Here is a 26,253-nt window from a genome sequence, read left to right on the forward strand (position 1 = left end):
TCTAAATTCGGTCTCGCGTGGTCTGGCGGCTGGTTTCCGTGTGCATGGATGCCGAAAAAGCCTGGGCCAAAGATGCCTGGGAAAAATACGCCCGTGCGTCTTCGCAGTCCCTGGCAATGCCCGCTTTCAGGCTGACCAGACCGTCGTATTTCAGTTCGTCGTGCAGTTTGTGTAGCAGTTCCACGCGGATGATTTTACCGTATGCCCCCTCCGCGCCCAGGTTCGCCGGCCATTCGAGGCAATAGGTTTCGAGCAGGACGCGTCCGCCATTGGCGTCGCGCGGGTCCAGCGAAGGGCGTATGCCCAGGTTGGCGACCCCCGGCAATGGCTCGGCGGCCAGCCCATGCACATGCACCGCAAAAATCCCGCTGGCGGCCGGTTTCCAGTGGGAAAACCGCAGGTTGAGCGTGCGAAAACCCAGGTCGCGGCCCAGTTTTCGGCCGTGCACCACATGGCCCGAGATGCTGTACGGCCGGCCCAGCAGGCTGGCTACCCGGTCCATCCGGCCTTCTCCGAGTGCTTCCCGCACGGCAGAACTGGACACCCGGGTGCCATGCACCTCATAGCTGTTCATGCGGGCCACGTCAAAACCCAGGCGCTCGCCCGCCGCGTCCAGCATGGCGTAGTCGCCCGCGCGTTTGGCGCCAAAGCGGAAATCGTCGCCCACCAGTACGTATTTTGTCCCCAGGCCCTGCACCAGCACGTCCTGGATAAAGGCTTCGGGGGCCTGCGAGGACAGCCGGGCATTGAAAGGCAGCACTACGCACTGGTCAATGCCGCAGCGCGCCAGCTCGGTGAGCTTGTCGCGCAGCGTGGCAATGCGCGCGGGCGCCAGCTCGGGTTTGCGGGCGACCGCGGCGAAATAGTCGCGGGGATGGGGCTCAAAACTCATGACGCAACTGGGCACGCCGCGGTGCTGGGCCTCATTTTTGAGCAATGCCAGCATGGCCTGGTGGCCCCGGTGCACGCCATCGAAATTGCCGATGGTCAGGGCGCAGCCGGGCGCCAGTTCGGGATGGTGGTAACCACGGAAGACTTTCATGGGGTGATTATCGTTTCCATAGCGCCGGAGCCCGGTTGGACGTGGCTTGAACGTGGTTAATGGGGGATTTGAACCTCTTTGTCATGATTTCACTGTATATTGATACACGGTCGGTCTGATTTCGTGTTTCCATGTTCATGGAGGTTCGTTTTGAAGGTCTTGAAGCTCTCAGCCCAGGGGTTGCCACAGTCGTGGATCAGCCTTGAGGAAGCCGTGTTGCACTACGCGGCGGACGAAGTGCGCTGGGAGATGGGCGCGCGGGTCGCCACCTTTCATGGCGGCCACAACGCCATCACCGGAATTCAGTCGGTCATCTCCATCAACAGCATCATCGGCACCAAGGGCGTGCCCAACATCAACCCGTTTGACCTCAAGCCTGGGCTGACCAACAGCAAGCTGTTCGCGCGGGACCGCAATGTGTGCGCCTACTGCGGCGGGCATTTCCACGAAGAAGACCTGACGCGCGAGCACATCATTCCTTTCGCCCAGAACGGCATCGACACCTGGATGAATGTGGTGACGGCCTGCCGCGCCTGCAACCACCGCAAAAGCAGCCGCACACCCGAGCAGGCCCATATGCCGCTGATCTACACCCCCTACGTGCCCAGCCTCTGGGAAGATTTCATCCTGCGCAACCGCCGCATCCTGGCGGACCAGATGGAATTCCTGATGGCGCACATTCCCAAAACGTCACGCCTGCACGCGTGACGATCTGATGCCTTCACGCCTGCACACCTGCACGCGTGACGCTCCAGGCCGTTCACGCCTGTTCTTTCATCCTTCAGGCAAACACGCCGGCCGTCTCCTGCATCCGGCTTGACACCTCGCCCAGGTGGTGCAACGTGTCGCCAAACGTCATCTCCAGCTGGGTCAGCTTCTTGAAATAGTGGCTGACGATGTACTCGTCGGTCACGCCGATACCGCCATGCAGCTGCACGGCCTGCTGGCCGACAAAACGCATGGAAACGCCCAACTGGTACTTGGCACGGGCCAATGCCCGGCGGCGCTCATCCGCTGGCGCGTTGAGCTTGAGCGAGGCGTAGTAGCTCATGGAACGCGCCAGCTCCAGCTGCATCTTCATGTCGGCCACGCGGTGGCGCAGTGCCTGGAAGCTGCTGATGGCCACGCCAAACTGCTTGCGCGTGTTCATGTACTCGACCGTGACAGCGAGCGTTTTGTCCATCACGCCGACCGCTTCGGCGCAGGTGGCGGCAATGCCGATGTCGACGGCGTGGCAGAGCGCGGTGAGGCCGTCCAGCGTGACCAGGCTGGACGGTGCATTCGTGAGCGTCACCTCCGCGGCGCGCGCGCCGTCCTGGGTACTGTAGCCGCGGGTGGCAACCCCCGTTGCGGTGCGTTCCACCAGAAACAGCGCCAGCTTGCCGCTGGCCATGGCCGGCACGAGGAAGGCGTCGGCCTGGTCACCCGCGGGCACTATGCTTTTGACGGCTGTCAGCGACCAGGCATCGCCGCTTGCAACTGCTGTTGCTTCGCATTGTTCCAACCGGTAGCGGGCAGCCCGCTCCTGATAGGCCAGCACCACCAGGCTGTCGCCCGAGGCAATGTTCGGCAGCCAGGCGGCCTTGACGGCATCGGGTGCGTAGCCGGAGAGCACAGCGCTGGTGACCAGGGTCTGGGCCAAGGGCTCCAGCACCATGCCGCGCCCCAGCTCTTCCATGACTACCATGCCCTCCACCGGCCCCATGCCCATGCCGCCGTCGTTCTCGGGGATGTACAGGCCTGTCAGACCCAGTTCGGCCAGTTGGCCATAGGCCTCGCGTGAGAAACCGCCGGCTTTTTCAATGCTGCGCCGGCGTTCGAAGTCGTAGCCCTTGTCCACCCATTTGCGAACCGCGTCGCGCAGTTGTTCCTGGTCATCGGTGAAATCGAAATCCATAGTGCTTTCCTTTAAGCCAGCCTTTAAACCAGCATTAACCCAAAACGACTTGTGAAACGATATTTCGCTGGACCTCGTTGGAGCCGCCGTAAATCGTGGTTTTGCGCATGTTGAAATAGGTGGACGCCAGCGGCGCATTGGCCAGTACGCCGCCCGGGAAGTTGCCCTGCCAGCCGGCTTCCATGGCCTCCTCGATGAGAGGCAGGCTGAACGGGCCGGCGGCCAGCATCATCAGTTCGCTGTAGCGCTGCTGGATCTCGCTGCCCCGGATCTTGAGCAGCCCGGCGATGTCCAGCGAGTTCTTGCCGGATTTTTCAGCGGACAGCACGCGCAGCACCAGCATTTCCAGCGCCACCACATCCACTTCGAGCTTGGCGATCTCGTCGCGAAACCGCATGTCGCCATAAACGTTTTCCGCTTTGGCGATGCGCTTGAGTCGTTCCAGTTCGCGCTTGGCGCGGTTGACGTCGGCAATGTTGGTGCGCTCATGGCTGAGCAGGTGCTTGGCGTAGGTCCAGCCCTTGTTTTCCTCGCCGATCAGGTTTTCCGCGGGCACTTCCACGTTGTCAAACCAGACCTCGTTGACTTCGCTTTCGCCATCGAGCAGCTTGATGGGGCGCACCGTGACGCCGGGCGACTTCATGTCGATCAGCAAAAAAGAGATGCCGGTTTGCGGTTTGCCGGAGGTAGAGGTGCGCACCAGGCAGAAAATCCACTCGCCGTACTGGCCCAGCGTGGTCCAGGTTTTCTGGCCATTGACAACGTATTTGTCGCCCTGTCGTTCGGCCCGGCATTTGACCGATGCAAGGTCGGAGCCGGAGCCTGGCTCGCTGTAGCCCTGGCTCCACCAGACGTCGCCGCTGGCGATGCCCGGCAGAAAGCGCTTTTGCTGCTCGGCACTGCCGAAGGCCATGATGACGGGAGCGACCATCACCGGGCCGAATGGCACGACACGTGGCGCGCCGGCCAGTGCACATTCTTCTTCAAACAGGTGTTTTTGCACGGCGTTCCAGCCCGGGCCGCCAAATTCCTTGGGCCAGCCATGGCCGAGCCAGCCTTTTTTGCCCAGGATTTTGGCCCAGCGCTGCATGTCGTCACGTGACAGGCGCAGGGCGTTGTGCACCTTGTGCGAAATATCAGCCGGCAGGCTGGCATGAACCCAGGCGCGTATTTCTTCGCGAAATGTCTGCTCTTCAGGGGTGAAAGCTAAATCCATACATGTCTCCGTCGATTTCCACGGTTTTAGCACGAATGTGCTTTTTGACCTGTCAAAACGGGGACAAACCGGCCTAATTTGGCGAATGATCGTGGGCGTCATCCGGTGTTTCAGGCAGTGCAATGCCCAGTTGCTCGCTGATGTTCAGGACATGGCTGCGCAGTTGCGCGTTGTCTGCCTTGAGCCGGGCCAGCGTGTTTTCAAGGGCGGTCACGCGGGCCAGAAGGCCTTCGGCCTCGGCGGTCGTGGGTGCGCTGGCCATCAGGGCCTGGATGTCGGGCTCGCCGCACAGCAGGTGAACCCAGCGTTGTTCGCGGGCGCCTGCTGCGCGGGGCAGTTTTTGCACCGTGGCCTGGCCACCGTCCTCGCCGCGCTGTTGTAGCTCAAGCAACACCGTTTCCACCGCTGCCGAGTCGGCAAACCGGTACCAGCGCTCGCCATTGGTGCGCAGCTCGGCGGCGGTTTGCGGGCCGCGCAGCATCAGCAGGCCCATCACCATGGCCTGGGGCTCGTTGACCCCTGCGGCGCGCTGAAAATTGTGTTCAAAGCGAGGCACGCGGCTGGAGCTGCCCTCAAAGACCAGGCTCTGTGCTTTCAGGCTGTCAATGGCGGCACGCGCTTCATCGTCATTCACCTCCATCAAGGGGTCGCGGCTGGTTTTCTGGTTGCAGCCCGACACGAGTGCGTTCAGGCTCAGGGGGTAACTGTCGGGCACGGTGCGGGCTTTTTCCATGAGTGTGCCCAGCACGCGGGCTTCAATTGGGGTCAGGGTTCTGATGGTCATAAACTAGGGTGATATTTGAAAGAGGCACCAGAAGGTGATAAGAAACAATATGGGAAGCAGTCCAAAGAACATCGTTATTTTGATCTCTGGCACGGGCTCCAACATGGTGGCCATCGCGAATGCAGCGCAAAAAGAGCGGTGGCAGGAAACACTGCATGCCCACGTGGCCTGCGTCATCAGCAACAAGCCGGCTGCCGGGGGGCTGGCCACTGCGGCCGGGCTGGGCATTGCGACGCAGGTGATTGATCACAAGGAATTTGACTCACGCGATGCGTTTGATGCGGCGCTGCAGCGCGCCATCGACAGCTACCAGCCCGCACTGGTGGTGCTGGCCGGCTTCATGCGCATATTGACGCCCGCTTTTGTCGCGCACTACGCCGGTCGGCTGGTCAATATTCATCCGTCCCTGCTGCCCGCCTTCACCGGCCTCAACACCCATCAACGGGCCATCGATGCGGGCTGCAAGGTGGCCGGTGCCACGGTGCACCTGGTCACGGCCGATCTTGACCACGGCCCCATCCTGGCCCAGGCGGTGGTGCCCATTCTTGCGGGAGACAGCGCGAACACGCTGTCCGCCCGTGTGCTGAGCCAGGAGCACCTGATCTACCCGCGGGCAATCCGCGCGTTGCTGGAGCAGGCCGCTGGCTGATGGTCGCTGACCACTGACCACTGATCGCTGACCGCTGACCGCTGACCGCTGACCCGGCACCGCGCCATGGACCCGGTGTGGCGTTCTCGTCCTGTCCGGCGGATCGCCGCCTGCGGTGTGCCGTCCAAATTTGCCGACCCATCTCGCCATGTGGCCCCTTGCTTCAGGGTAAACACTGTTCAAACCCGCTTGTACTGGCGTGCAAAGCTACTTACTATTCTTCATGTTACTTAATAGTAGGTTTTTTTAACGCTGCTGAAGCACGCTGCCGTTGCAGCCAGGAGACCGGGTGAAAGTTGCCGCAGTTCCGCCTTTGCTGGAGGTTGTTGATCTCACGTTGACATTCGGGGGCGTCAAGGCTTTGCAGGGCGTCGGATTCACCGTCGAGGCGGACTCCATCACCTCGGTGATAGGGCCGAACGGTGCCGGCAAGACCTCCGTCTTCAACACGATTTCAGGTTTTTACCGTCCGGCTGCCGGCAGCATCCGCTTCGACGGGCAGTCACTGGAAGGAATGGCGCCGCCAAAACGCGCCGCCTTGGGCCTGGCGCGCAGCTTCCAGAACATTGCCCTGTTCCGCGGCATGACGGTGCTGGACAACATCAAGCTCGGCCGCCACTGCCATCTCAAGACGGGGCCGCTGCAGGCGCTGTTCTATACACCCGCCGCACGCCGTGAGGAGGAGATGCTCCGGTGTGAAATCGAGGAGCGGATTATTGATTTTCTCGAGATCGACCACATCCGCAACGCCCCGGTATCGGCCCTGTCTTACGGCCTGCAAAAGCGCGTTGAGCTTGCGCGCGCGCTGGCCATGAAGCCCAGGCTGCTGCTGCTCGACGAGCCGGTGGCCGGCATGAACCGCGAGGAAACCGAAGACATGGCGCGCTTCATCCTGGAAGTGCGGCGCGAGTGGGGCGTGACGGTGCTGATGGTGGAGCATGACATGGGCATGGTGATGGACCTGTCGGACCATGTGGTGGTGCTGAACTTCGGCCAGGTGATTGCCAATGGCACGCCCGCCCAGGTGCAGGCCAATCCGGAGGTCATCAAGGCTTACCTGGGCTCCGGCAACATCGAAGCGCTGCGCACCCGCTTCCAGCAGGCGGCACAGGCGGGCAGGCGGGCCAGCGCGGAGGTTACCCAATGAGCCGCCGGGCCGCTCCCAAGGCGAATAGCACCGCAGCGCGTAGCGCGGAGGTTACCCAATGACCATCGACTGGTGGCTGCTGTTTGAAATCAGCCTCGCCGGCCTCGGTACCGGCGGCCTGTACGCGTTAACCGGGCTGGCCTTCGTGATGATCTACAAGGCCACCCGCGTGGTGAACATCGCCATCGGCGAGATGCTGATGATCAGCGCCTATGTTTTCTTTGCGTTCTCGGCGGGCATGGGTTTGCCGATCTGGCTGGCGATTCCCGGGGCGCTGCTGGTGTCGGGTGCGTTTGGCGCGCTGGTCGAGCGCACCATGATCCGGCCGATGCTGGGGGAGTCGCCGATTTCCTCCTTCATGGTCACGGTCGGCCTGTCGTCGATTCTGGTGGGGCTGGTCGAACTGATCTGGACCGCCGACCAGCAGCGCCTGCCGGAGTTTTTGCCATCCAGGCCCATCGAGATCGGTGAGGCCTTTGTATCGCCCAAGATCTTTTACGGCTTCTGGATTGCCGTGCTGTTGATCGTGGTGGTGCTGCTGGTGTTCCGTTTCTGGCGCGGTGGCGTGGCGCTGCGTGCCACCGCCTCGGATCAGGCGGCGGCGTACTCCGTGGGCATCAACGTGCCGCGCGTGTTTTCCCTGGCTTGGGTCGCGGCGGCCATGATTGCGGGCGTGGCCGGCATCGTGGTCGGCTCGATTGGCGGCATCTCGTCCACCATGGGTGTGTTTGGCCTCTCGGTGCTGGTGGTGGTGATCTTCGGCGGGCTTGACAGTGTGCTCGGCGCCCTGGTGGGAGGCCTGCTGGTCGGGCTCATCGAGGCGCTGACCGGTTTCTACATTGGCGGCGAATACAAGATCCTCGCCACCTTCAGCCTGCTGGTGCTGATTCTGATGCTGCGCCCCTACGGACTGTTCGGCACCCACGAGATTGAGAGACTCTGATGCGTATTGGTTCTGCCAAGGAAAGCTACGCGGCTGATACCGCGCTGTTCGACAGCACCACCCAGCGTGTCTGGATAGGCCTGCTGGCCGTGGCGCTGTGTGCCTTTCCCTTCATGGCCAGCGAATACTGGCTCTACCTCGCCTGCCTGGTGGCGATCAACATTGCCAGCACCACCGGTCTCAATCTCCTGACGGGCTACACCGGCCTGGTGAGCCTGGGGCAGGCCGCTTTCATGGGGCTGGGCGCCTACACGGTGGCGATCCTGCAGACTCGCCTGGGCTCGCCCTTTGTCGTCAATCTGCTGGCGGGTGGCGCGGTGGCCATGCTGGCCGGCGTGCTGGTGGGCCTGCCGTCGCTGCGCGTGAAGGGTTTGTACCTGGCGATTGCCACGATTGCCGCCGGCGTCATTGCGCATTTCATGTTTTCGCATTTCAGCAGCCTGACCGGCGGCGGCAGCGGGTTGACGGTACCCCCTGCGCGCTTATTTGGCATCGAACTGGACGACTCCTTCAAGTTGTACTGGGTGATCGTGCCGGTCACCGTGCTGATGCTGCTGGGCGCGGTCAACCTGTTCCGCACCCGCATCGGCCGCGCCTTCATTGCCATCCGCGACCGCGACATCTCGGCCGAGGTGCTGGGTATTTCGCTGCTGCACTACAAACTGCTGTCGTTTGCGATCTCCTCGTTTTACGCCGGCGTGGCCGGGGGGCTGTTTGCCTACTTTTTCCGCGCGGTGACGCCGGAGAGTTTTCCGCTGCTGATGTCGATTTTTTTCCTGGCTGCCGTCATTGTGGGCGGCATGGGCAGCATTCTGGGCTCCATTCTGGGAGCGGTGTTCATGACGCTGGTGCCGGAGCTGCTCAAGCTGATGGTGGGCTGGCTTCCCGTGTCGGTTTTTGGCGGCAATGTGGCGCTCATCCTGTCGCCCATCCGCACCATCGTGTTCGGTTCGATGATTGTGCTGTTCCTGATCTTCGAGCCGCATGGCCTGGCGGAGGTGTGGCGACGCATACGCCGGCTGTTTCACCTGTGGCCCTTCCGTACCTGAAAACTTTCAACCAGGAGACAACCATGAAAAGCTTCCGCAGAACCCTTTGCCTGGCGACGCTGGCCGCTGCCGCCCTGACAGCCGCGCCCGCTGTCTTCGCGCAAAAGGCACCGGCAAAAGCCGAGTCAAAAGAAGACATCGTTTTGGGCGGTTCGATCCCGTTGACCGGCGTGTTCGCCTTCGCGGGCATCGCGATTGACCAGGGGATCAAGGACTACCTGAGCATCCTCAACGAGAGCGGAGGCATCAAGGGCCGCAAGGTGCGCTACGTGCCGGAGGACACCGGCTACAAGGTTGACCAATCGATGGCGGCCTTCAAGAAAATCACCAGCCAGAACAAGGTCAGCCTGTATTACGCCGACTCCACCGGCTTCGTGAAAACGGTCAACCCCGAACTGGAGCGCAACCAGAACATCCTGACGACGGGCGCCTCGTTTGCCAAGGAAATCAGTGATGCGCAAAAGTACCCGCTGCAATTCATGGTCGGCCCCAATTACAGCGAGATGGTTGGCATCCTGCTGCAGTACATCGCCAAGACCAAACCCGGCGCCAAAATTGCGCTGGTGTATTCCGATACCGAGTTCGGCCGCGACCCGGTCGACGCGGCGCGTGCCGAAGCCAAAAAACTGGGCCTGAACCTGGCGACGGAAATCGTCACACCGCCGGGCAGCGTGGACGTGTCGGCCGAGGTCGTCAAGCTGCGCCGCGCCGATCCGGACTACACCATCTTTCATGGCTACGTCTCGGCGCCGATTCCCGAATTCATCAACCAGGCCAAGGCCCTGAACCTCAAGACGGCCTTCCTGGGCACCTTCTGGAGCATGGACAACACGACCGTCATGCGCATGGGCGCCAACGTGGATGGCTTTCTTGGCGTGATGCCGTACCGCTATTACTACGATGCCGAAGGCAAATCGCCCATGCTGGAGCGCATCCGCAAGATGCGCCCGGAGTACCAGAGCACCGGATACATGCAGGGATTCCTGAGCGCCATGCTGCTGACGGAGGCGGTCCGGCGCACGCTGGAGGCGGGTAACGAGCTGACCGGGAAAAACATGAAAACCGCGCTCAGCTCCATACGCAACTTCGACACCGGCGGCATCATGGGTGTGCCGCTGTCGATCAAGGGCAACTCCATTCCCGTGGGCCGCATCTACCGTGCTGACTTCAAGCAGCAGAAGATGGTGCCGGCCTCCGAGTGGATCAGCCTGCAGCAATGATGGAACACCCCCGACGCGGCCTGCGGCCACCTCCCTCTCAAGGGGGCGCCGCTGGCGGCCCGGCAAAGCCGGTTCCGTGGCGGCCGCGCGAAGGCAGCAGACAGGACGAGCCATGGCACCTGAAATGATTCTGGAGGTCAGCAACATCGAGGTTGTCTACAACAAGGCGATCCAGGTGTTGCGTGGCCTGTCGCTGGCCATTCCACGAGGCCAGATCGTGGCCTTGCTCGGCAGCAATGGTGCGGGCAAGTCGACCACGCTCAAGGCCATTTCCAATCTGCTGGCCTTGCAGGACGGGGAAATGACGCGTGGCGATGTCCGCTTTGACGGGCAGGACACGCGCGGCCTGGCGCCGCATGCGCTGGTTCGTGCCGGTGTCTTCCACGTGATGGAAGGCCGGCATGTGTTCGAAGACCTCACCATCGAGGAAAACCTGGTGGCGGCCACTTATGCCCTGACAGGCCGGCGTGCCGGCAAGGCCGACTTCGACCGGGTGTACGAGTATTTTCCGCGCCTGCATGAGCGGCGGCGCGGCCTGGCCGGCTACCTGTCCGGCGGCGAGCAGCAGATGCTGGCCATCGGCAGGGCGTTGATTGCCGAGCCCAAGCTGATGCTGCTGGATGAGCCTTCACTGGGCCTGTCGCCGGTGCTGGTGGAAACCATCTTCGAGATCATTGCCCGCATCAATGCCGAGCGCGGCGTGTCCATGCTGTTGGTAGAGCAGAACGCTTCCATTGCGCTGGCGGTGGCGCACTACGGCTACATCATGGAAACCGGCAAGGTGGTGATTGACAACACCGCAGAGAAACTGGCGGCCGACCCCGATGTGCGGGAGTTCTACCTCGGCATCGGCAGCGAAGGCGGGGCCCGGAGCTTCAAGGATCTCAAGCACTACAAGCGCCGCAAGCGCTGGCTCTCTTAAACCCCCGAAGCCGCAAGCAACCGAGCAACGCCATGAACGAGATGAGCTACACGCTGACACTGCCGCAAATGCTGCGCGAGCAGGCGCAGCACCGCAGCGCCCGGGTCGCGATCCGCCAGAAGGAGCACGGCATCTGGAAGCCGCTGACCTGGGGCCAGTACTTCCAGCGCGCCCGCCATGTGGGCCTGGGTTTGCGCGCCGCCGGTCTTTCGGACGGCGGCCATGTGGGTGTGCTGTCCGAGAACCGGGTCGAATGGGTGCTGACCCAGCTGGGCGCCGGCCTGGTCGGCGGCGTCACCGTCGGCGTCTACCCGACGAGCCCCACCAATGAAATCGCCTACGTACTGGCCCATGCCGATGCCGAAGTGGTGATTTGCGAGGACCAGGAGCAGTCTGACAAGGTGCTTGAAGCGCGCGGGCAATTGCCCCGGCTGAAAAAAATTGTCGTGATGGAACGAAAAGGGCTGGCCGATACGCGGGTGCATGCACCGGAGCTGGTCATGGGCTTTGAAGAGCTCGAAGCGCTGGGTGCGGCCTCGCAAGAGGCGGCGTGCATAGACGCGGTATTGGTGCGCCAGCGGCTGGAAGACACCGCACTCGTCATCTACACCTCGGGGTCCACTGGCAAGCCCAAGGGCGCGATGATCAGTTACGGCAATATCGCCGCCATGGCGCCTGGCGTGATTGAACGGCTGGGCCTGACGCCCCGGACCTCGCACCTGTCGTATTTGCCGCTGTGCCACGTGGCCGAGCAGATGCTCACGGCCTTTGTGCCGCTGTACCTTGGCTCGCGCGTGGATTTTGGCGAGTCGATACGCACGGTGCAGGAAGACCTGCGCGAGGTGGCGCCCACCATGTTTCTGGGCGTGCCCCGCATCTGGGAAAAGCTGCACTCGGCCATCTCCATCAAGATGCATGAGTCGGGCGGGCTGCGCCAGCGCCTGTTCGAGTCGGGCCTGCGCGCCTGTGCGCCCTTTGCGCACAAGGCGGCGCACCAGCGCTCCTTGCGCGAGACACTGTGCTTTGCTTTTTACTACGGCCTGATCTTCCGGGCGCTGCAGAATTTCATCGGCCTGCGCCGGGCCCGCATCGCGCTGACCGGTGCGGCACCGATCTCGCCGGCCATCGTGCAGTTTTTTCGCACGCTGGGCGTGCCGCTGGTCGAGATTTATGGCATGACGGAATCCAGCGGCATGGTGCTGGGCCAGCGGACGGACCAGGTGGTTTTTGGCACGGTCGGAGTCCCCACGCTGGGTGTCGAGCACCGGCTCTCCAGCCAGGGCGAACTGCAGATTCGCGGCGGTGTCGTGTTCAAGGGCTACTACAAGAATCCGGAAGCCACCGCGTCCAGTATTGTGGACGGCTGGCTGCACACCGGTGATGTGGTGGAGGAGACGGGCGGCGTGCTGCGCATCGTGGACCGGCTCAAGGACATCATGATCACGGCCGGTGGCAAGAACCTGACACCGTCGGAGATCGAGAATACGATGAAGGCCAGCCCCTTCATCAAGGAATGCGTGATCGTGGCCGACGCGCGCAGGTTCGTCGCAGCGCTGATCCAGATCGACTACGCCGCGGTGGCCCAGTGGGCGGAGGCGCGCAACGTGACCTTCACGCACTTCCGTTCGCTGGTGGAAGCCGCGGAGGTGCGCGAGCTGGTCCAGTCGGAAGTGGACAAAGGCAACGCCCGGCTGGCCGAGGTGTCACGCATCCGGAGGTTTCATTTGTTGACCAGGGAACTGGACCACGACGACGGCGAAGTGACGGCGACCATGAAGGTGCGCCGGGCCAGCATCTACAAAAGCTACGCGGCCGAGATCGAGGCGCTGTACCGTTAGTACTCCGACCCAGAAATATCGAAACATGAAAGCGCGCCTTCGAACCCATGCCGTCGTTGCAAATCCTCGCCATAGCTACGGCTATGTCTGCGGTTTGCGCCTAGGCCTGGGCCCGAATCCATCGCTTTCATTGTGTTCCGATACCTCTGTGTCGAAGTACTAGCCTTACGATGGACTTCCGCGCAAACTCAACCACACCACTACCACTGCAACCCATCCATTTCACAGGAATTGAAGTATCTTGACTGCTCGAAAGCTCGTCTCACCCTGGGCCCCCACCACCGAACGCGAGAAGGTTCGCACAGACAAGCGCGAAGCGGTGCTGCATATGGCGGCGCAAGTGTTCAACGAAAAGGGTTACCAGGCCAGCACGCTGGACGAGGTCGCCGAGCGGCTGAATGTCACCAAGCCGACGCTGTACTACTACGTCAAGAGCAAGGACGAAATCCTCTACGAATGCGTGCGCATTGGCCTGACGATGCTGCAGGACGCCATCACGGAGGTGGGTGCCTCCGGCGGCAGCGCGATGGACAAGCTGGTGGCCGCCATGCACAAATACACCGAGATCGTCACCATGGACTTTGGCATGTGCCTGATTCGCGTGGGCGAAGACCCTCTGCCACCGGAAAGCCGACGCAAGCTGAGGCGTATGAAGGCCGCCATCGACAAAGAATTCCGTGAACTGATCCGGCTTGGCATCGAGGAAGGCTCCATCGCCCCATGTGATCCCAAGATCGCCGCCTTCACACTGGCAGGTGCCTTGAGCTGGATCGGGCGCTGGTATCGGCCCGACGGGACCTTGCGCCCCGATGACATCGCGCGGCAATGCATCGCTTTGCTGACCAATGGCTTGTGCAGCGGCAAAGCCCAACCCAAACCCCTTTTGCGCAAGCGCCCCGCAGAACAGGCTCCGGCATTGCCCGCATCCCTTGAGCCAGCACCTGCCACCGCAGCCCGACGCGCGCCAGCCCGTGCAAAGCCCGGTGATTCCAGGTGATCTGAACGCACCCGGGAAACCGTCATGACCCATCCAGCCCGCAGAGCCGAAACCCTGTTCACGCCGTATGGTTGCCCGATGAGACGCGCTGGATCCGGGCCGAGGTTCGTGAATTTGCGCAAGACGTGCTGCGCCCGGCGGCGCACTGGGTGAACGCAACACCCGAATCCCGAGAAGCTTTTTCGCGCGAGCAGTTCAACAGAAAGTACCCGATGAGTTCTTCAAATTCAAACCCGGTGATCCTGACACGCGAAGGTGGCATGGCGACGCTGACCTTTAACCGCCCCTCGGCCATGAATGCGCTTGACGGGCCGACGGCGAGTGCCTTTCTGGCGGCCTGCCAGTCGCTGGCAGACGACTCGCAGGTACGGGTGGTCGTCATCCGCGGCGAAGGCCGTACCTTTGGCGTGGGCGGCGACCTGGCCGCCCTGCGGCACGACTCTGCCGCCACGGCGCAGGCCCTGATTGGTCCTCTGCACGAGGCGGTCCTGCTGCTGGCCGGGCTCAACGCGCCGGTGATTGCCAGCCTGCACGGCGTGGTGGCGGGTGGCTCGCTGAGCCTTTCCATGGCCTGCGACCTGGTGATTGCCGCCGAGGGGACGCGTTTTAACCTCGCCTATGCGAACGTCGCCACCAGTTGTGATGTGTCGGGCTCCTGGAGCCTGCCGCGACTGGTGGGGCTGCGCCGCGCCATGCAGATTGCGCTGCTGTCCGACACCTTTGACGCGGCCGAAGCGCTCCATCTGGGCCTGGTCAACCGCGTGGTGCCGGCCGACAGGCTGCAGGAAGAAACCCTGGCCTTGGCCCGGCGGCTGGCAGTGGGGCCCACGCTGGCCTATGGCCGCATGAAACGGCTGATGCGCCAGTCCTTCGAGACCGGCTTGGCGACGCAGCTCGATGCCGAGCGCGAAAATTTCAAGGCCAGCACGCAGACCGGCGACTTCCAGGAAGGGCTCGAGGCCTTCTTTGCCAAGCGGCCGGCCGTTTTCAAAGGGACTTGAGTCAAAGGGACTCCGCTACCGGCAGCAGGCAGCAGGAGGTAGCAGGTAGCCAACCTGCATTTTTCAACCGTTGAAGGCAAACTGATGAAGACCCGAACCACTGAATTGCTGCCAGGCAATTTCAAGGAGAAATAAATGACACGCGATGTTTTTGTAGCGGGGGTCGGCATGATTCCCTTCGCCAAGCCGGGCGCAAGCCCCTCCTATGACGTGATGGGCGCGCAGGCCATTCGCGCCGCACTGCAGGACGCCCACCTCGACTACGACCAGGTGCAGCAGGTGTACGCTGGTTATGTCTACGGCGACTCGTGTTCCGGGCAGCGCGCGGCGTATGCGGTCGGCATGTCGGGCGTGCCGGTGTTCAACGTCAACAACAATTGCTCGACCGGCTCGACCGCGCTCTTTCTGGCACGCCAGGCGGTGGCCTCGGGCAGCGTGGATTGCGCGCTGGCGGTCGGTTTCGAGCAGATGAAGCCCGGCGCCCTGGGCTCGGTGTACGACGACCGGCCCACGCCTTTTGACCGCTTCGAGGCAGAGGCTGATGCGCTGCTGCAGGTCGAGGGCGTGCCGCTGGCGCTGCGTTATTTTGGCGGTGCCGGCCTGGCGCACATGCAGCAATACGGCACGAAGCTGAGCACCTTCGCCAAAATTCGCGCCAAGGCCAGCCGTCACGCGGCCAACAACCCGCTCGCGCTGTTCAGGCAGGTCCTGACCGAAGAGGATGTGCTCAATGCGCCGGTGATGTGGCCGGGTGTGATGACCCGCCTGATGGCCTGCCCGCCCACCTGTGGCGGCGCCGCGGCTGTCGTGTGCAGTGACGCGTTCGCGCAGCGCCATGGCCTGGACCGGTCGGTGCGTATCAGGGCCCAGGCCATGACCACTGACCGCTCTTCCACGTTTGATGCGCACGACATGCGCCAGCTGGTCGGCGTGGACATGACGCGGGATGCGGCGCGCCAGGTCTATGCGCAGGCGGGTGTCGGCCCGCAGGACATCCAGGTGGTTGAGTTGCATGACTGCTTTGCCCACAACGAACTGCTGACGTATGAGGCGCTGGACCTGTGCGCCGATGGCGGTGCGGAGAAGTTTGTGCTGGATGGCGACAACACCTATGGCGGACGCTTTGTCACCAACCCCTCCGGTGGTTTGCTCTCCAAGGGGCATCCGCTCGGCGCGACGGGCCTGGCCCAGTGCACCGAACTGGTCCAGCAGCTGCGCGGCAATGCCGACAAACGGCAGGTCGCCGGCGTCCGCCTGGCGCTGCAGCACAACCTCGGACTTGGCGGCGCCTGTGTCGTCACGCTCTACGAACGGGTTTAGTGCAGTGTTGCACGCTATCTGAAACATAAAACCGCGTCTTTTGTGCCATGGCGGCGTTGCAAATCCGCGCGATACCCGCGGGTATCGCTGTGGTTTGCGCCTTGCCCTGACCCAAAATCCATCGCTTTTATTTGTTCCATCGAGCATGCAACACTGCACTAGCGCCACGTCCACATTGCATGACTTCAAACGGGCGCCAATGCCGGCCGTGAATGCTGGGTTGAGGTCAATTGAACCCGGCGGGCGGCCAGCGCCGCCTTGCCGAACCCCTCACGCTGGGTACGGGTTCAAGCCTTCAGCAGATGCCGCGCCGCATTGACGATGCTTTGCGCATTGACGCCAAAAAATTCGCGCAAGGCGGCCCGCGTGTCGCTGCGACCGAAGCCGTCGGTGCCCAGTGTCAGGTAGGCGCGGCCTTCGGGCAGGAAAGCGCGAATGCTCTCGGGCACGGCGCGCACGTAGTCGGTGGCGGCAATGATGGGCCCCTGGCTGGCGTGCAGTTGCCGGGTAATGAATGCTTCACTCTGCGCGTCTTTGGGCGTGGTGTCGCCGTTGAGCATCCGCTGCTGGCAAGCCGCACCATCGCGTGCCAGCTCGCTCCAGCTGGTCACGCTGTAAACGGTGGCATGAATGCCCTGGTCTGCCAGTTGTTGCGCCGCCTTGATCACCTCGGTCAGGATGGCCCCTGAACCCATCAGCGTCACCTGTTGTGGCTTCCTGGCTGATTTTCCTTCGCTTGCCGGACCTTGATAGCTATTGAATTGATAGCATCCGCGGATGATGTCCGCCTCCGAGCCTGGCCGCAGGTCGGGCTGGGCGTAGTTCTCGTTCATCATCGTGACGTAATAGAACACGTCTTTTTGTTCCACCATCATTTCGCGCATGCCCTGGTCGATGATGACGGCCAGCTCGCAGGCAAAGGCCGGGTCATAGGCCTTGCAGTTGGGAATGGTGGCGGCGATCAGGTGACTGGAGCCGTCCTGGTGCTGCAACCCCTCACCACCCAGCGTGGTGCGGCCTGAAGTGGCGCCCAGCAGGAAGCCGCGCGCCCGTTGGTCGGCCGCCGCCCAGATTTGGTCGCCGACGCGCTGGAAGCCGAACATCGAGTAATAGATATAAAACGGCAGCATGGCCAGGCCATGGACGCTGTAGCTGGTGGCCGCGGCCGTCCAGCTGGCCATGGCGCCGGCTTCGCTGATGCCTTCTTCCAGAATCTGCCCGTCGAGCGCTTCGCGGTAGCTCAGCACCGAGCCGATGTCTTCGGGTGCGTAGCGCTGGCCCACACTGGAGTAAATGCCCACCTGCTTGAACAGGTTGGCCATGCCGAAGGTACGCGCTTCGTCCGCCACGATGGGCACGATCTTCGGGCCCAGGGCCGGGTCCTTCAGCAGGCTGCCCAGCATGCGCACAAAGGCCATGGTGGTGCTCATCTCCTTGGCTGCAGCACCCAGGGCAAACTGGGCGTAACTTGGCAAGGCCGGTACCGGAATCACCTCGGCCGTGGTGTCGCGTTTGGGCAGGTAGCCACCCAGGGCCGCACGCTGCGCGTGCATGTAGCGCATCTCGGGGCTGTCATCGGCGGGCTTGTAAAACGCGATGTGTTTGGCCTGCTCGTCGGTCAAGGGCAAATTGAAGCGGTTGCGAAACTCCAGAAGATCGGTCTCGTCAAATTTCTTTTGCGAATGCGTGGTCATCTTGCCCTGGCCGGCGCTGCCCATGCCATAGCCTTTTTTGGTGTGCGCCAGGATCACCGTGGGCTGGCCTTTGTGGTTGGCCGCCGCAGCATAGGCCGCATGGATTTTCACCAGGTCGTGGCCGCCGCGCTTGAGGCGGTCGATCTGCTCGTCGGTCATGCCCTGGGCCAGTCGCGCCAGTTCCTCGTTTTGTCCGAAGAAGTTGTCGCGGTTAAAGCGGCCGTCCTTGGCGGCAAAGGTCTGCATCTGGCCATCGACCGTGTGGGCAAAGGCCTGCGTCAGCGCGCCGGTCAGGTCGCGCGCAAACAGGCCGTCCCAGTCGCTGCCCCAGACCAGCTTGATGACGTTCCAGCCGGCGCCGGCAAAGAGCTTTTCCAGCTCGTCGATGATGCGGCCGTTGCCGCGCACCGGGCCGTCGAGCCGCTGCAGGTTGCAGTTGACGACCCAGACCAGGTTGTCCAGCCCTTCGCGCGCCGCCAGGGTGAGGGCGCTCATGGACTCGGGCTCGTCCATCTCGCCGTCGCCGAACACGCCCCAGACCTTGCGGCCGCTGCAGTCGAGCAGCCGCCGGTGCGTGAGATAGCGCATGAAGCGCGCGTGGTAGATCGAGCTGATCGGGCCTATGCCCATGGAGCCGGTCGGGAACTGCCAGAACCCGGGCATCAGGTAGGGGTGGGGGTAGCTGGACAGGCCTTGCGCACCCTGACCGGGCGCGGTGAGTTCCTGGCGGTAAAAGCTCAAGTCCTTTTCAGTCAGCCGGCCCTCGAGGTAGGCGCGCGCATACACACCGGGCGCGCTGTGCGGCTGGAAGAAGACCAGGTCGCCGCGGTGCTGGCCTTCACCCAGGCCCTCGCGCGCATGAAAGAAGTGGTTGAAGCCGGTTTCAAACAGGTCGGCGGCGCTGGCATAGCTGGCAATGTGGCCACCCAGTTCGCTGGAGCCGCCCAGCTCGGCCTGGTTGGCGCGCACCACCATGGCCAGCGCGTTCCAGCGCATCAGTGAGGCCAGCCGCTCCTCCAGCGCCAGATCGCCGGGAAAGACCGGCTGCTCGTTCACGCCGACGGTGTTCATGTAGGGCGTGGACAGCTCGGGCTGCCAACCGATGCGGCGGTTGCGGGCAACGCGGCTCAGCTCGTCCAGCATGTGCCGCGCGCGGGCCGGGCCCTGCGTGGCTGCCAGGGCTTCAAACGCCTCGCGCCACTCCGCGGTTTCCTGCGGGTCAGGGTCTGGCGTGAAAGCGTCGGTGGTTTGCATCAGGAGATGGTGGGGTGTGGAATCGTTCATGGCAAATCCACTGTACGCATCTTCCCGCAAAAGGTGTTGCCTAAATATCGGGATAAATGCGTAACTTGCGGCATAAAATTCTGCAATTGATTAAATTTACAGACTATGCAGCTTGATAACCTTGATTTGAAGATTCTTGACGAGCTTCAGCGCGATGGCTCTCTGTCCAATGTAGAGCTGGCCCGGCGCGTGCATTTAAGTCCGTCGCCGTGTCTGGCCCGTGTCAAGGCACTGGAAGCCGCCCGGGTCATTGACCGCTACGTGGCCATTGCCAATGCGCAGGCGCTGGGCCTGGGGCTGAGTGTGTTCATCTCCATCAGTCTGCGTTCGCAAAACAAGGAGGCGCTGGGCGAGTTTGAGCGGCGCATTGCCGAGCATGACGAAGTGATGGAGTGCTATTTGATGACCGGCGACAGCGACTACCTGATCCGCGTGGCGGTCGCCGACATCGGGGCGCTGGAGAAATTCATTTTGGAGCAGCTCACGCCGATTCCCGGCATCGAAAAAATCCGCTCCAGTTTTGCGCTCAAACAGGTGCGCTACAAGACGGCATTGCCTTTGCCGCGGACGGTGTAGTTTGTTGTGGATTTTGCGGTTGTTGGTTTTGTTTAGGGTGGCTGGCCGGGACTCGCCCCGGCGGGCGACTTACTTTTCTTTGCTTCGCCAAAGAAACCTAAGGAAAAGAAAGGCGACCCGAAGTCTGGGTCCCTGCGCTGCGCTACGGGCAACCTGTGCTGCTCGACTCCGGCGGGGGTCCGCAGAACTCGCCTTCGGCTCAAACAACTGCGGCCCTGATCCCGCCTCCATCTGCGCTGCTCGGCCCAGCCACACGGGTGGGGAGCGGATAGCAATACCGAATACCCAAAGAAAAATACCAAAACAAAGAAAACGAATACAAACAAGGACACGCCTTGGCGTGTCCTTGTGGATTTAGGTATTCGGTATTTGGCTGTCGGTATTTCTTTCTCCACCCCCCTTCTGTCTGCGCCGAGGAGCACAGGGCCAGGCGGATCAGGGATCGCGATTGTCTGAGCCGCAGGCGAGTTGAGCGAGACCCCGCCTGGCCCGAGCACCGCAGGCTGCCCGTAGCGCAGCGAAGGGACGCAGACAGCAGGGTCGCCTTTTGGTATTCGCGTCACTTCGCCTTGCGAAATGAGCGAATCCCCACTGCGTGAACTTTTGCTTACTTTTATTTTGGCGAAGCAAAAGAAAAGTGAGTAGCCGCCGGGCTACCCCCGGCCAGCAAGCCTCAAGAAGACCCTCAGCGCCAACACCAACAGTCGCCATCAGCTCAATAGCCGTCAGCCGTCGCAGCCCAATCTCGAAACTAAACAGGAATCGCCGTAGTCTCGAACACCTCTTTCAAACACACAAACGTGCGAATCTGCCTCACCCCCGGCAGACCTATCAACTGCGCCGCATGCAGTTCGTTGAAAGAGTCGATGCTCTGGATGCGCAGCTTGACGAAGTAATCAAACTCGCCGGTCACCAGTTGCACTTCCAGGCAGCCCGTCAGGCCGGCAACAGCTTTCTCAAAGGCGGCAAAGGAGTCGGTGGTCGAGCGGTCCAGCACCACGCCAATGATGACCAGGCCGTTGTAGCCCAGCGCACGCGGGTTCACCAGCGCCACGGTTTTTCGGATCAACCCGAGCTCCTTGAGCTTGGCAATGCGGCGCGAGCACGCGGGCGGGCTGAGGTTGGTTTTTTCGGCCAGGTCTATGTTGGGCAGGGACGCGTCCTGCTGCAACAGCTTCAGCAATTTGCGGTCAATCCGGTCGAGGGTGATTTCCATGGGTGTATTGGCTAAATATTGCGTTAATTTTATAAAAATCGAAATTAATTTCCTAGTGAGTGGAAAAATAGATTTTAAAAGAATGTGCAATTCTTGGAATTTGCAATTAATTTCTGGTGCTCTTGGCTACGATTTAATCACGACTGCGCAAGATATTTCAGCCAACCATGCCCTCCATTTGCGGCCATCACAGTCCACGCAATGGGGGCTTTCACCGGAGCCACGACCATGGAACTCACGCTCAACCTCAAAAAGTTTCCCAGACATTCGCTGACCTTCGGCCCCACGCCCATCCAGCCGCTCAAGCGCCTGAGCGCCCACCTGGGCGGCAAGGTCGAGCTTTACGCCAAACGCGAGGACTGCAATAGCGGCCTGGCCTTTGGCGGCAACAAAACCCGCAAGCTGGAGTACCTGATTCCCGAAGCGCTGGCGCAGGGCTGCGACACGCTGGTCTCCATCGGCGGCATCCAGTCCAACCAGACGCGCCAGGTGGCGGCCGTGGCCGCGCACCTGGGCATGAAGTGCGTGCTGGTGCAGGAAAACTGGGTGAACTATTCCGACGCCGTGTACGACCGCGTCGGCAACATTGAGATGTCGCGCATCCTGGGCGCCGACGTGCGACTGGATGCGGCCGGTTTTGACATCGGCATCCGTCCGAGCTGGGAGCAGGCCATGGACGACGTGCGCAAAGCCGGCGGCAAGCCCTTCCCCATTCCGGCCGGCTGCTCCGAGCATCCTTATGGCGGCCTGGGCTTTGTCGGCTTTGCCGAAGAAGTGCGGGCGCAGGAAGCTGAACTCGGCTTCAAGTTCGACTACATCGTGGTCTGCTCGGTCACCGGCAGCACGCAGGCCGGCATGGTGGTGGGTTTTGCCGCCGACGGCCGTGCCGACCGGGTGATCGGCATCGACGCCTCTGCCAAGCCCGCGCAGACCAAGGCGCAAATCCTGCGCATCGCGCAGAACACCGCCGGGCTGGTCGAACTGAATCGTGACATCACCGCGAAAGACGTGGTGCTCGACACCCGTTATGGCGGGCCCGAGTACGGCCTGCCGAACGAAGGCACGCTGGAAGCGATTCGCCTGTGCGCCCGGCAGGAGGGCATGTTGACCGACCCGGTCTACGAGGGCAAGTCCATGCACGGCATGATCGATATGGTGCGCCGCGGTGAATTCCCCGAGGGGTCCCGGGTGCTGTATGCCCACCTGGGTGGTGTGCCTGCGCTCAATGCCTACAGCTTTCTGTTCCGCAACGGCTGAGCGCTGCCCAGGTGCGAGGAAGTGACTCAGCAGGGGAACCACACCGATCTGCGATCCGCGATCTGATTATTGAGAGAGCCTCGGAGAGCCGTGCGCCCGCATGGTCTCCGGGCAGCGGGTGTTGAGCCCACGTCGCTGCTGCCAAGCCGTTGAGGAGACGTGCTCATCCTGGAGCGAGGATTCGCTGTTGCGGCGAGGCCTTCGCGCATGCCAACCGCGGCCCTCGGGCCGCCATTGAAACGGTGGACAACATGATGAAACTGAAACCCGCAAACCTGGCTACAAGCCTTGCCATCTTCGCGGCGGTCCTGGCCGGGCTGGTGCCATGGAGTGGCGCCCGCGCACAAGGCTATCCGTCAAAGCCGATCCAGCTGGTCATTCCCTTTCCACCTGGCGGGGCGACCGACATCGTCGGCCGGCTTGTCGGCAAAAAGCTGGGTGAGCACCTGGGCCAGCCTGTGGTGATCGAGAACAAGGCCGGTGCCGGCACCGTCATCGGCGCCGCCTTTGTCGCCAAGGCACCGGCCGATGGCTACACGTTGCTGATCAGCTCGGGTTCCACCTTCACCGTGAACCCGGCGCTCAACCCCAGGCTGCCCTATGACCCGGTCAAGAGCTTCGAGCCCATCGGCCTTGCCGCGCGCGTCCCTCTGATCCTGATTGCCAACCGCGACGTGCCGGTCAACAATCTCAAGCAGCTGACAGCCGCCGTGCGCGGCACGCCGGACAAGTACGTCTATGGCTCCTTTGGCAGCGGCACGACGGGCCACTTCGCGGGTGAGCTGATGTGGAGCGCCATCGGCATCAAGCTGCTGCACGTCCCCTACAAGGGCAGCGCGCCGGCCATGAGCGACCTGATCGGCGGCCAGATCCCTTTCACGGTTGACACCGTGGCCGCGTCGCTGCCGCATCTGAAGGCGGGCAACGTCAAGGCCATCGCCGTCACGGGTGCCACGCGCGCCACGCAGCTACCCGACGTGCCGACGGTGGCGGAAAGCGGCTTCCCGGGTTTTTCCGCCGACTCCTGGCTGGCGGTCGTCGCGCCGCGCGGCCTGCCAGCCGATGCGAAGGCCAGGCTGCAAAAGGCACTGGCCGACACCATGGCCGATGCGGAGATCCGCGACAAGCTCATCGCCAACGGGCTGCAGCCCGCATACGAGCCCGCTGCCGCCGTGGCGGCGCGGATCGAAGACGAGCTGCCGCGCATGCGCGCCGTGGCGCTGCGCGCGAACATCCGGGCGGAATGAGGAATGAATAGCGCAACCGATGACAGCCTGGTCGTCCTGTCCGCCGTCGAACTGAGGCGGCTGATCGAGGCCAGGCAGATTTCGCCGGTCGAGCTGCTCGAAGCCTGCATTGCGCGCATCGAGGCGGTCAACCCCTTCGTCAATGCCGTCACGGCCACCTGCTTCGAGCGCGCACGCAGCGAAGCCAGGGCCGCCGAACGCGCCGTGCTCGAAGGCCGCCCGCTGGGCCTGCTGCACGGCCTGCCGATGGGCGTGAAAGACCTGGAGGCGACGGAGGGCCTGCTCACCACGCTGGGCTCGCCGCTGTACCGCGACCATGTGCCCACGGCCGACAACGTGCTCGTGGCGCGCCTGCGCGCGGCCGGCGCGATCGTGGTCGGAAAGACCAACGTGCCCGAGCTGGGCGCCGGCGCGAACACACGCAACGCGGTTTGGGGCGCCACCGGCAACCCCTTCGACCCGAGACTCAACGCTGGCGGCTCATCGGGTGGTTCGGCCGCGGCGCTGGCCTGCGACATGCTTCCGGTGTGCACGGGCTCCGACACCGGGGGGTCGCTGCGCATTCCGGCGGCCCTGTGCGGTGTGGTGGGCTTTCGGCCCTCGCCGGGCGTGGTGCCGAGTTCGCGCAAGCTGCTCGGCTGGACGCCGATCTCGGTGGTCGGGCCGATGGGGCGCAGCGTCGCCGACGCCTGCCTGCAATTGGCGGCATCGGCTGGCCCATCAGTGGGCGACCCGCTCAGCTACCCGGTGGACCCGGCCGGTTTCCTGGATCCGCCGGCGGTGGACCTCGGGGCCTTGCGTGTGGGCTGGACCGAGGACTTCGGCGCCTGCGACGTCGATGCCTCGATCCGCGGGTTCTTTCGCCGCAAGATCGCCTCGATGAAGCATCTGTTCCGCAGTTGCGACGAGGTGAAGTTCGAGCTGGGCGATGTGCACCGCTGTTTCGATGTGCTGCGCGCCGAGGCTTTCGTCGCCGGCACGCGCGATGCCTACGAACGCGATCCGGCAAGTCTCGGCCCCAACACGCGGGCCAACTTCGAAATCGGTGCCGCGATGAGCCTGCTCGACAGTGCCTGGGCGCAGGCAGAACAAACGCGCATCCTCGCGCGCTTCCATGCTGCAATGGCCGGCTGCGACCTGATCCTCGCGCCGACCACGCCGGTATCGCCTTTCCCCTGGACCACGCTGTATGCCGACACGGTCGATGGCCAAGCACAAAGCAATTACTACCGCTGGCTGGCGCTGACCTACGTGGTCACACTGACCACCTTGCCGGCCCTCAGCTTGCCGTGTGGACTCGACCACGCCGGCATGCCGTTCGGGCTGCAGCTGATCGGCCGCTTCCGCGCGGACCATCACGTGCTTGGCGTCGCCGCGGCCCTGGAGCAGGCCTTTGCCGGGTCTGACGAGCTGCGGCGGCCGCGTCCCGCGCTCGATCGCTTGCGTTCCGTCGAGCCCGCCCTGACCTCGATCGTTACGGCGCCTCCCGTTCTCGGTGGTGGCGCTGGCAGTGCAGCGGCCCCGACGTCGGCGGCCTGAAGGGGAGACAAGGAATGGGCCAGCTGACTTCCGAGACACCGGTCGTCGGGAGGAGCCAATGGCCGCTTCTCGCGCTTCTTCCGGCGTGCTACCGGCAATACCTTCACCGATTTCGTCAACCAGATGCGCATCAACCGCGCCTGCGAGTTGCTGATGTAGTCCGACCGCTTCATCACGCACATATACTATGAGGTTGGCTTCAACAACATCAACCGCCGCTTTCTCAAAATCAGGGGCATGACGCCCAGTGAGTTCCGCCGCCAGGTCGACGCCCGCTTCGGGCTGAAACACTAACCATGTATCTCGGTATCGAGCTCGGCACTGCTGGTGTCAAGCTCGTGCTGCTCGACGAGGACACGGGGCCGGCCGTTGTAAGCGTTCCTCATGGCCGGCTGGACTTTGTCGTGCGCATGCCGCGTTTGCGCGTGCAAGCTTCCACGTTTCCTGGGACACCGGGCCCAAACTGGGGGGGCGTGGATATATTGCTTCCATGACAAATACAAGCCGAAACCAGGGCAGCCTGATCCGCCTCATCCTCCGGCGCGGCCGGGAAGAACGCCTCGCCCAAGCGGCGGGCGGCCTCACGTTCACGATGGTGGTGTCCATGGTGCCGCTGCTGGCGGTGAGCTTCGCCCTGTTCGCGCGGACCCCGGCCCTGCGTGCGGCCGGGGAAGCGATTCGCGAGCACCTGCTGCGCGGCCTGCTACCGGCCGACATCGCCAAGACGGTGCTGAAGCACCTGGCGCAGTTCGCGAGTAACGCCAGCGGTCTCACGCAGGTGGGCTTCGCGGTCCTGCTGGTGTCGGCCCTGACGCTGCTCCTGAGCGTGGAGAACACTCTCAACCGGATATGGCATGTGAAGAAACCGCGCCCGGTGCTGCGCCGGCTGGCTTTGTACATTTCCATGCTGCTCACCGGTCCGGTGATCATCGGCTCGAGCTTGTGGGCCGCATCCTATCTGCTGACTGCCTCCAGCGGGCTGGTGGGGACGCGACCCGCCTGGCTGCCACATGCCCTGAACCTGGGGCCCGTGGTTCTGAGCGCCGCCGGCTTCGCCTGCCTGTTCCGCTTCGTGCCGCACACCGTCGTGCGGTGGCGCGATGCGATCGCGGGCGGCCTGCTCGCCAGCATCGCGTTCGAGCTGGGCAAGCACGGCTTCGCGATTTACCTCGCCAACGTGCCCACGTATCGCACGATCTACGGAGCCTTCGCGCCACTGCTGGCTTTCCTGGTGTGGGTGTACTACTCGTGGCTTGTCACGCTGGCCGCGGCGCTGGTCAGCGCTAGCCTGCCGCGTGCCGGGACGCAGCCGGCGCGACGGCTGTCACGTGCGTAGCCGGCCCTACCAACCGATAGCCAGTTTGCATTCTGAGGGCTGCAAGTCGCCGGCTGCAGCCAACTTTGCCGATGTCTGC

At 63.0% G+C, this 26,253-nt stretch carries 23 protein-coding genes and 1 pseudogene; 17 read left to right on the forward strand and 7 right to left on the reverse strand.

Annotated elements, in window-relative coordinates; genetic code table 11:
• Nucleotide 1: 1 nt before the first annotated feature.
• On the reverse strand, nucleotides 2-1,042 hold the full coding sequence (locus AC1DUB_RS08610; RefSeq protein ID WP_477729200.1) for a bifunctional riboflavin kinase/FAD synthetase: 1,041 nt from the start codon (nucleotides 1,040-1,042) through the stop codon (nucleotides 2-4).
• 150 nt (nucleotides 1,043-1,192) lie between these two features.
• Here AC1DUB_RS08610 and AC1DUB_RS08615 point away from each other — a divergent pair, with 150 nt between their 5' ends.
• Complete coding sequence (locus AC1DUB_RS08615) at nucleotides 1,193-1,750, forward strand: HNH endonuclease (protein ID WP_477718238.1); 558 nt, start codon at nucleotides 1,193-1,195, stop codon at nucleotides 1,748-1,750.
• Between the two features lie 73 nt (nucleotides 1,751-1,823).
• Here AC1DUB_RS08615 and AC1DUB_RS08620 read toward each other — a convergent pair whose 3' ends face one another.
• From AC1DUB_RS08620 to AC1DUB_RS08630, 3 genes are all read right to left on the reverse strand, one after another.
• Nucleotides 1,824-2,939, reverse strand: coding sequence for an acyl-CoA dehydrogenase family protein (locus AC1DUB_RS08620; protein WP_477729201.1), 1,116 nt, complete (start codon nucleotides 2,937-2,939; stop codon nucleotides 1,824-1,826).
• A 34-nt stretch (nucleotides 2,940-2,973) separates the two neighbouring features.
• Entirely contained in the window at nucleotides 2,974-4,155 is a 1,182-nt protein-coding gene (locus AC1DUB_RS08625) for an acyl-CoA dehydrogenase family protein (RefSeq protein WP_477729202.1), read from the reverse strand.
• A gap of 73 nt (nucleotides 4,156-4,228) precedes the next feature.
• Nucleotides 4,229-4,939, reverse strand: coding sequence for a YceH family protein (locus AC1DUB_RS08630; protein WP_477729203.1), 711 nt, complete (start codon nucleotides 4,937-4,939; stop codon nucleotides 4,229-4,231).
• 49 nt (nucleotides 4,940-4,988) lie between these two features.
• Between AC1DUB_RS08630 and purN the strand changes: the two genes are divergently transcribed.
• The 10 genes from purN (at nucleotide 4,989) to AC1DUB_RS08680 (ending at nucleotide 16,025) form a co-directional block, all read left to right on the forward strand.
• Nucleotides 4,989-5,588, forward strand: coding sequence for a phosphoribosylglycinamide formyltransferase (gene purN / locus AC1DUB_RS08635; protein ID WP_477729204.1), 600 nt, complete (start codon nucleotides 4,989-4,991; stop codon nucleotides 5,586-5,588).
• Nucleotides 5,589-5,877: 289 nt separating this feature from the next.
• On the forward strand, nucleotides 5,878-6,735 hold the full coding sequence (locus AC1DUB_RS08640) for an ABC transporter ATP-binding protein (protein WP_477729205.1): 858 nt from the start codon (nucleotides 5,878-5,880) through the stop codon (nucleotides 6,733-6,735).
• A 58-nt stretch (nucleotides 6,736-6,793) separates the two neighbouring features.
• On the forward strand, nucleotides 6,794-7,678 hold the full coding sequence (locus tag AC1DUB_RS08645) for a branched-chain amino acid ABC transporter permease (protein ID WP_477729206.1): 885 nt from the start codon (nucleotides 6,794-6,796) through the stop codon (nucleotides 7,676-7,678).
• Nucleotides 7,678-8,727 (forward strand): branched-chain amino acid ABC transporter permease, encoded by a 1,050-nt coding sequence (locus AC1DUB_RS08650; protein ID WP_477729207.1) that lies wholly within the window; start codon nucleotides 7,678-7,680, stop codon nucleotides 8,725-8,727. The genes AC1DUB_RS08645 and AC1DUB_RS08650 overlap by 1 nt, the downstream gene beginning before the upstream one ends.
• A 23-nt stretch (nucleotides 8,728-8,750) precedes the next feature.
• A complete protein-coding gene (locus AC1DUB_RS08655; protein WP_477729208.1) occupies nucleotides 8,751-9,947 on the forward strand; it encodes an ABC transporter substrate-binding protein in 1,197 nt (398 codons plus the stop codon).
• A 112-nt stretch (nucleotides 9,948-10,059) separates the two neighbouring features.
• Nucleotides 10,060-10,869 (forward strand): ABC transporter ATP-binding protein, encoded by an 810-nt coding sequence (locus AC1DUB_RS08660; RefSeq protein ID WP_477729209.1) that lies wholly within the window; start codon nucleotides 10,060-10,062, stop codon nucleotides 10,867-10,869.
• A gap of 32 nt (nucleotides 10,870-10,901) precedes the next feature.
• Nucleotides 10,902-12,707 carry an AMP-dependent synthetase/ligase gene (locus AC1DUB_RS08665; protein ID WP_477729210.1) on the forward strand — a complete coding sequence of 602 codons (1,806 nt, stop codon included), beginning with the start codon at nucleotides 10,902-10,904 and terminating at the stop codon, nucleotides 12,705-12,707.
• A gap of 241 nt (nucleotides 12,708-12,948) precedes the next feature.
• Entirely contained in the window at nucleotides 12,949-13,704 is a 756-nt protein-coding gene (locus AC1DUB_RS08670; protein ID WP_477729211.1) for a TetR-type transcription factor C-terminal domain-containing protein, read from the forward strand.
• Between the two features lie 212 nt (nucleotides 13,705-13,916).
• Entirely contained in the window at nucleotides 13,917-14,705 is a 789-nt protein-coding gene (locus tag AC1DUB_RS08675; RefSeq protein ID WP_477729212.1) for an enoyl-CoA hydratase/isomerase family protein, read from the forward strand.
• A gap of 135 nt (nucleotides 14,706-14,840) precedes the next feature.
• On the forward strand, nucleotides 14,841-16,025 hold the full coding sequence (locus tag AC1DUB_RS08680) for a lipid-transfer protein (RefSeq protein ID WP_477729213.1): 1,185 nt from the start codon (nucleotides 14,841-14,843) through the stop codon (nucleotides 16,023-16,025).
• Between the two features lie 287 nt (nucleotides 16,026-16,312).
• Here AC1DUB_RS08680 and mdeB read toward each other — a convergent pair whose 3' ends face one another.
• Entirely contained in the window at nucleotides 16,313-19,003 is a 2,691-nt protein-coding gene (gene mdeB, locus AC1DUB_RS08685; protein ID WP_477729214.1) for an alpha-ketoglutarate dehydrogenase, read from the reverse strand.
• 105 nt (nucleotides 19,004-19,108) lie between these two features.
• On the opposite strand from mdeB, the gene AC1DUB_RS08690 reads away from it, so the two are divergent.
• On the forward strand, nucleotides 19,109-19,579 hold the full coding sequence (locus AC1DUB_RS08690; protein ID WP_477729215.1) for an Lrp/AsnC family transcriptional regulator: 471 nt from the start codon (nucleotides 19,109-19,111) through the stop codon (nucleotides 19,577-19,579).
• Nucleotides 19,580-20,330: 751 nt separating this feature from the next.
• On the opposite strand, the gene AC1DUB_RS08695 is transcribed toward AC1DUB_RS08690, so the two are convergent.
• Entirely contained in the window at nucleotides 20,331-20,795 is a 465-nt protein-coding gene (locus tag AC1DUB_RS08695; RefSeq protein ID WP_011484717.1) for an Lrp/AsnC family transcriptional regulator, read from the reverse strand.
• Nucleotides 20,796-21,023: 228 nt separating this feature from the next.
• Here AC1DUB_RS08695 and AC1DUB_RS08700 point away from each other — a divergent pair, with 228 nt between their 5' ends.
• The 4 genes and pseudogenes from AC1DUB_RS08700 to AC1DUB_RS08715 form a co-directional block, all read left to right on the forward strand.
• Nucleotides 21,024-22,052, forward strand: a complete 1,029-nt coding sequence (locus AC1DUB_RS08700; RefSeq protein WP_477729216.1) for a 1-aminocyclopropane-1-carboxylate deaminase — start codon at nucleotides 21,024-21,026, stop codon at nucleotides 22,050-22,052.
• Between the two features lie 251 nt (nucleotides 22,053-22,303).
• Entirely contained in the window at nucleotides 22,304-23,299 is a 996-nt protein-coding gene (locus AC1DUB_RS08705; protein ID WP_477729217.1) for a Bug family tripartite tricarboxylate transporter substrate binding protein, read from the forward strand.
• 3 nt (nucleotides 23,300-23,302) lie between these two features.
• A complete protein-coding gene (locus AC1DUB_RS08710) occupies nucleotides 23,303-24,838 on the forward strand; it encodes an amidase (RefSeq protein ID WP_477729218.1) in 1,536 nt (511 codons plus the stop codon).
• A gap of 48 nt (nucleotides 24,839-24,886) precedes the next feature.
• Nucleotides 24,887-25,132 (forward strand): annotated as a pseudogene (locus tag AC1DUB_RS08715) (helix-turn-helix domain-containing protein); the annotation flags it as partial.
• On the opposite strand, the gene AC1DUB_RS08720 reads toward AC1DUB_RS08715, so the two are convergent.
• Nucleotides 25,129-25,269 carry a hypothetical protein gene (locus AC1DUB_RS08720; RefSeq protein WP_477729219.1) on the reverse strand — a complete coding sequence of 47 codons (141 nt, stop codon included), beginning with the start codon at nucleotides 25,267-25,269 and terminating at the stop codon, nucleotides 25,129-25,131. The pseudogene AC1DUB_RS08715 and the gene AC1DUB_RS08720 sit on opposite strands and share 4 nt — an antisense overlap.
• A 59-nt stretch (nucleotides 25,270-25,328) precedes the next feature.
• Between AC1DUB_RS08720 and AC1DUB_RS08725 the strand changes: the two genes are divergently transcribed.
• Nucleotides 25,329-26,174, forward strand: a complete 846-nt coding sequence (locus AC1DUB_RS08725; RefSeq protein WP_477729220.1) for a YhjD/YihY/BrkB family envelope integrity protein — start codon at nucleotides 25,329-25,331, stop codon at nucleotides 26,172-26,174.
• Nucleotides 26,175-26,253: the final 79 nt, after the last annotated feature.

Source organism: Polaromonas sp. P4_F9 (assembly GCF_056401235.1).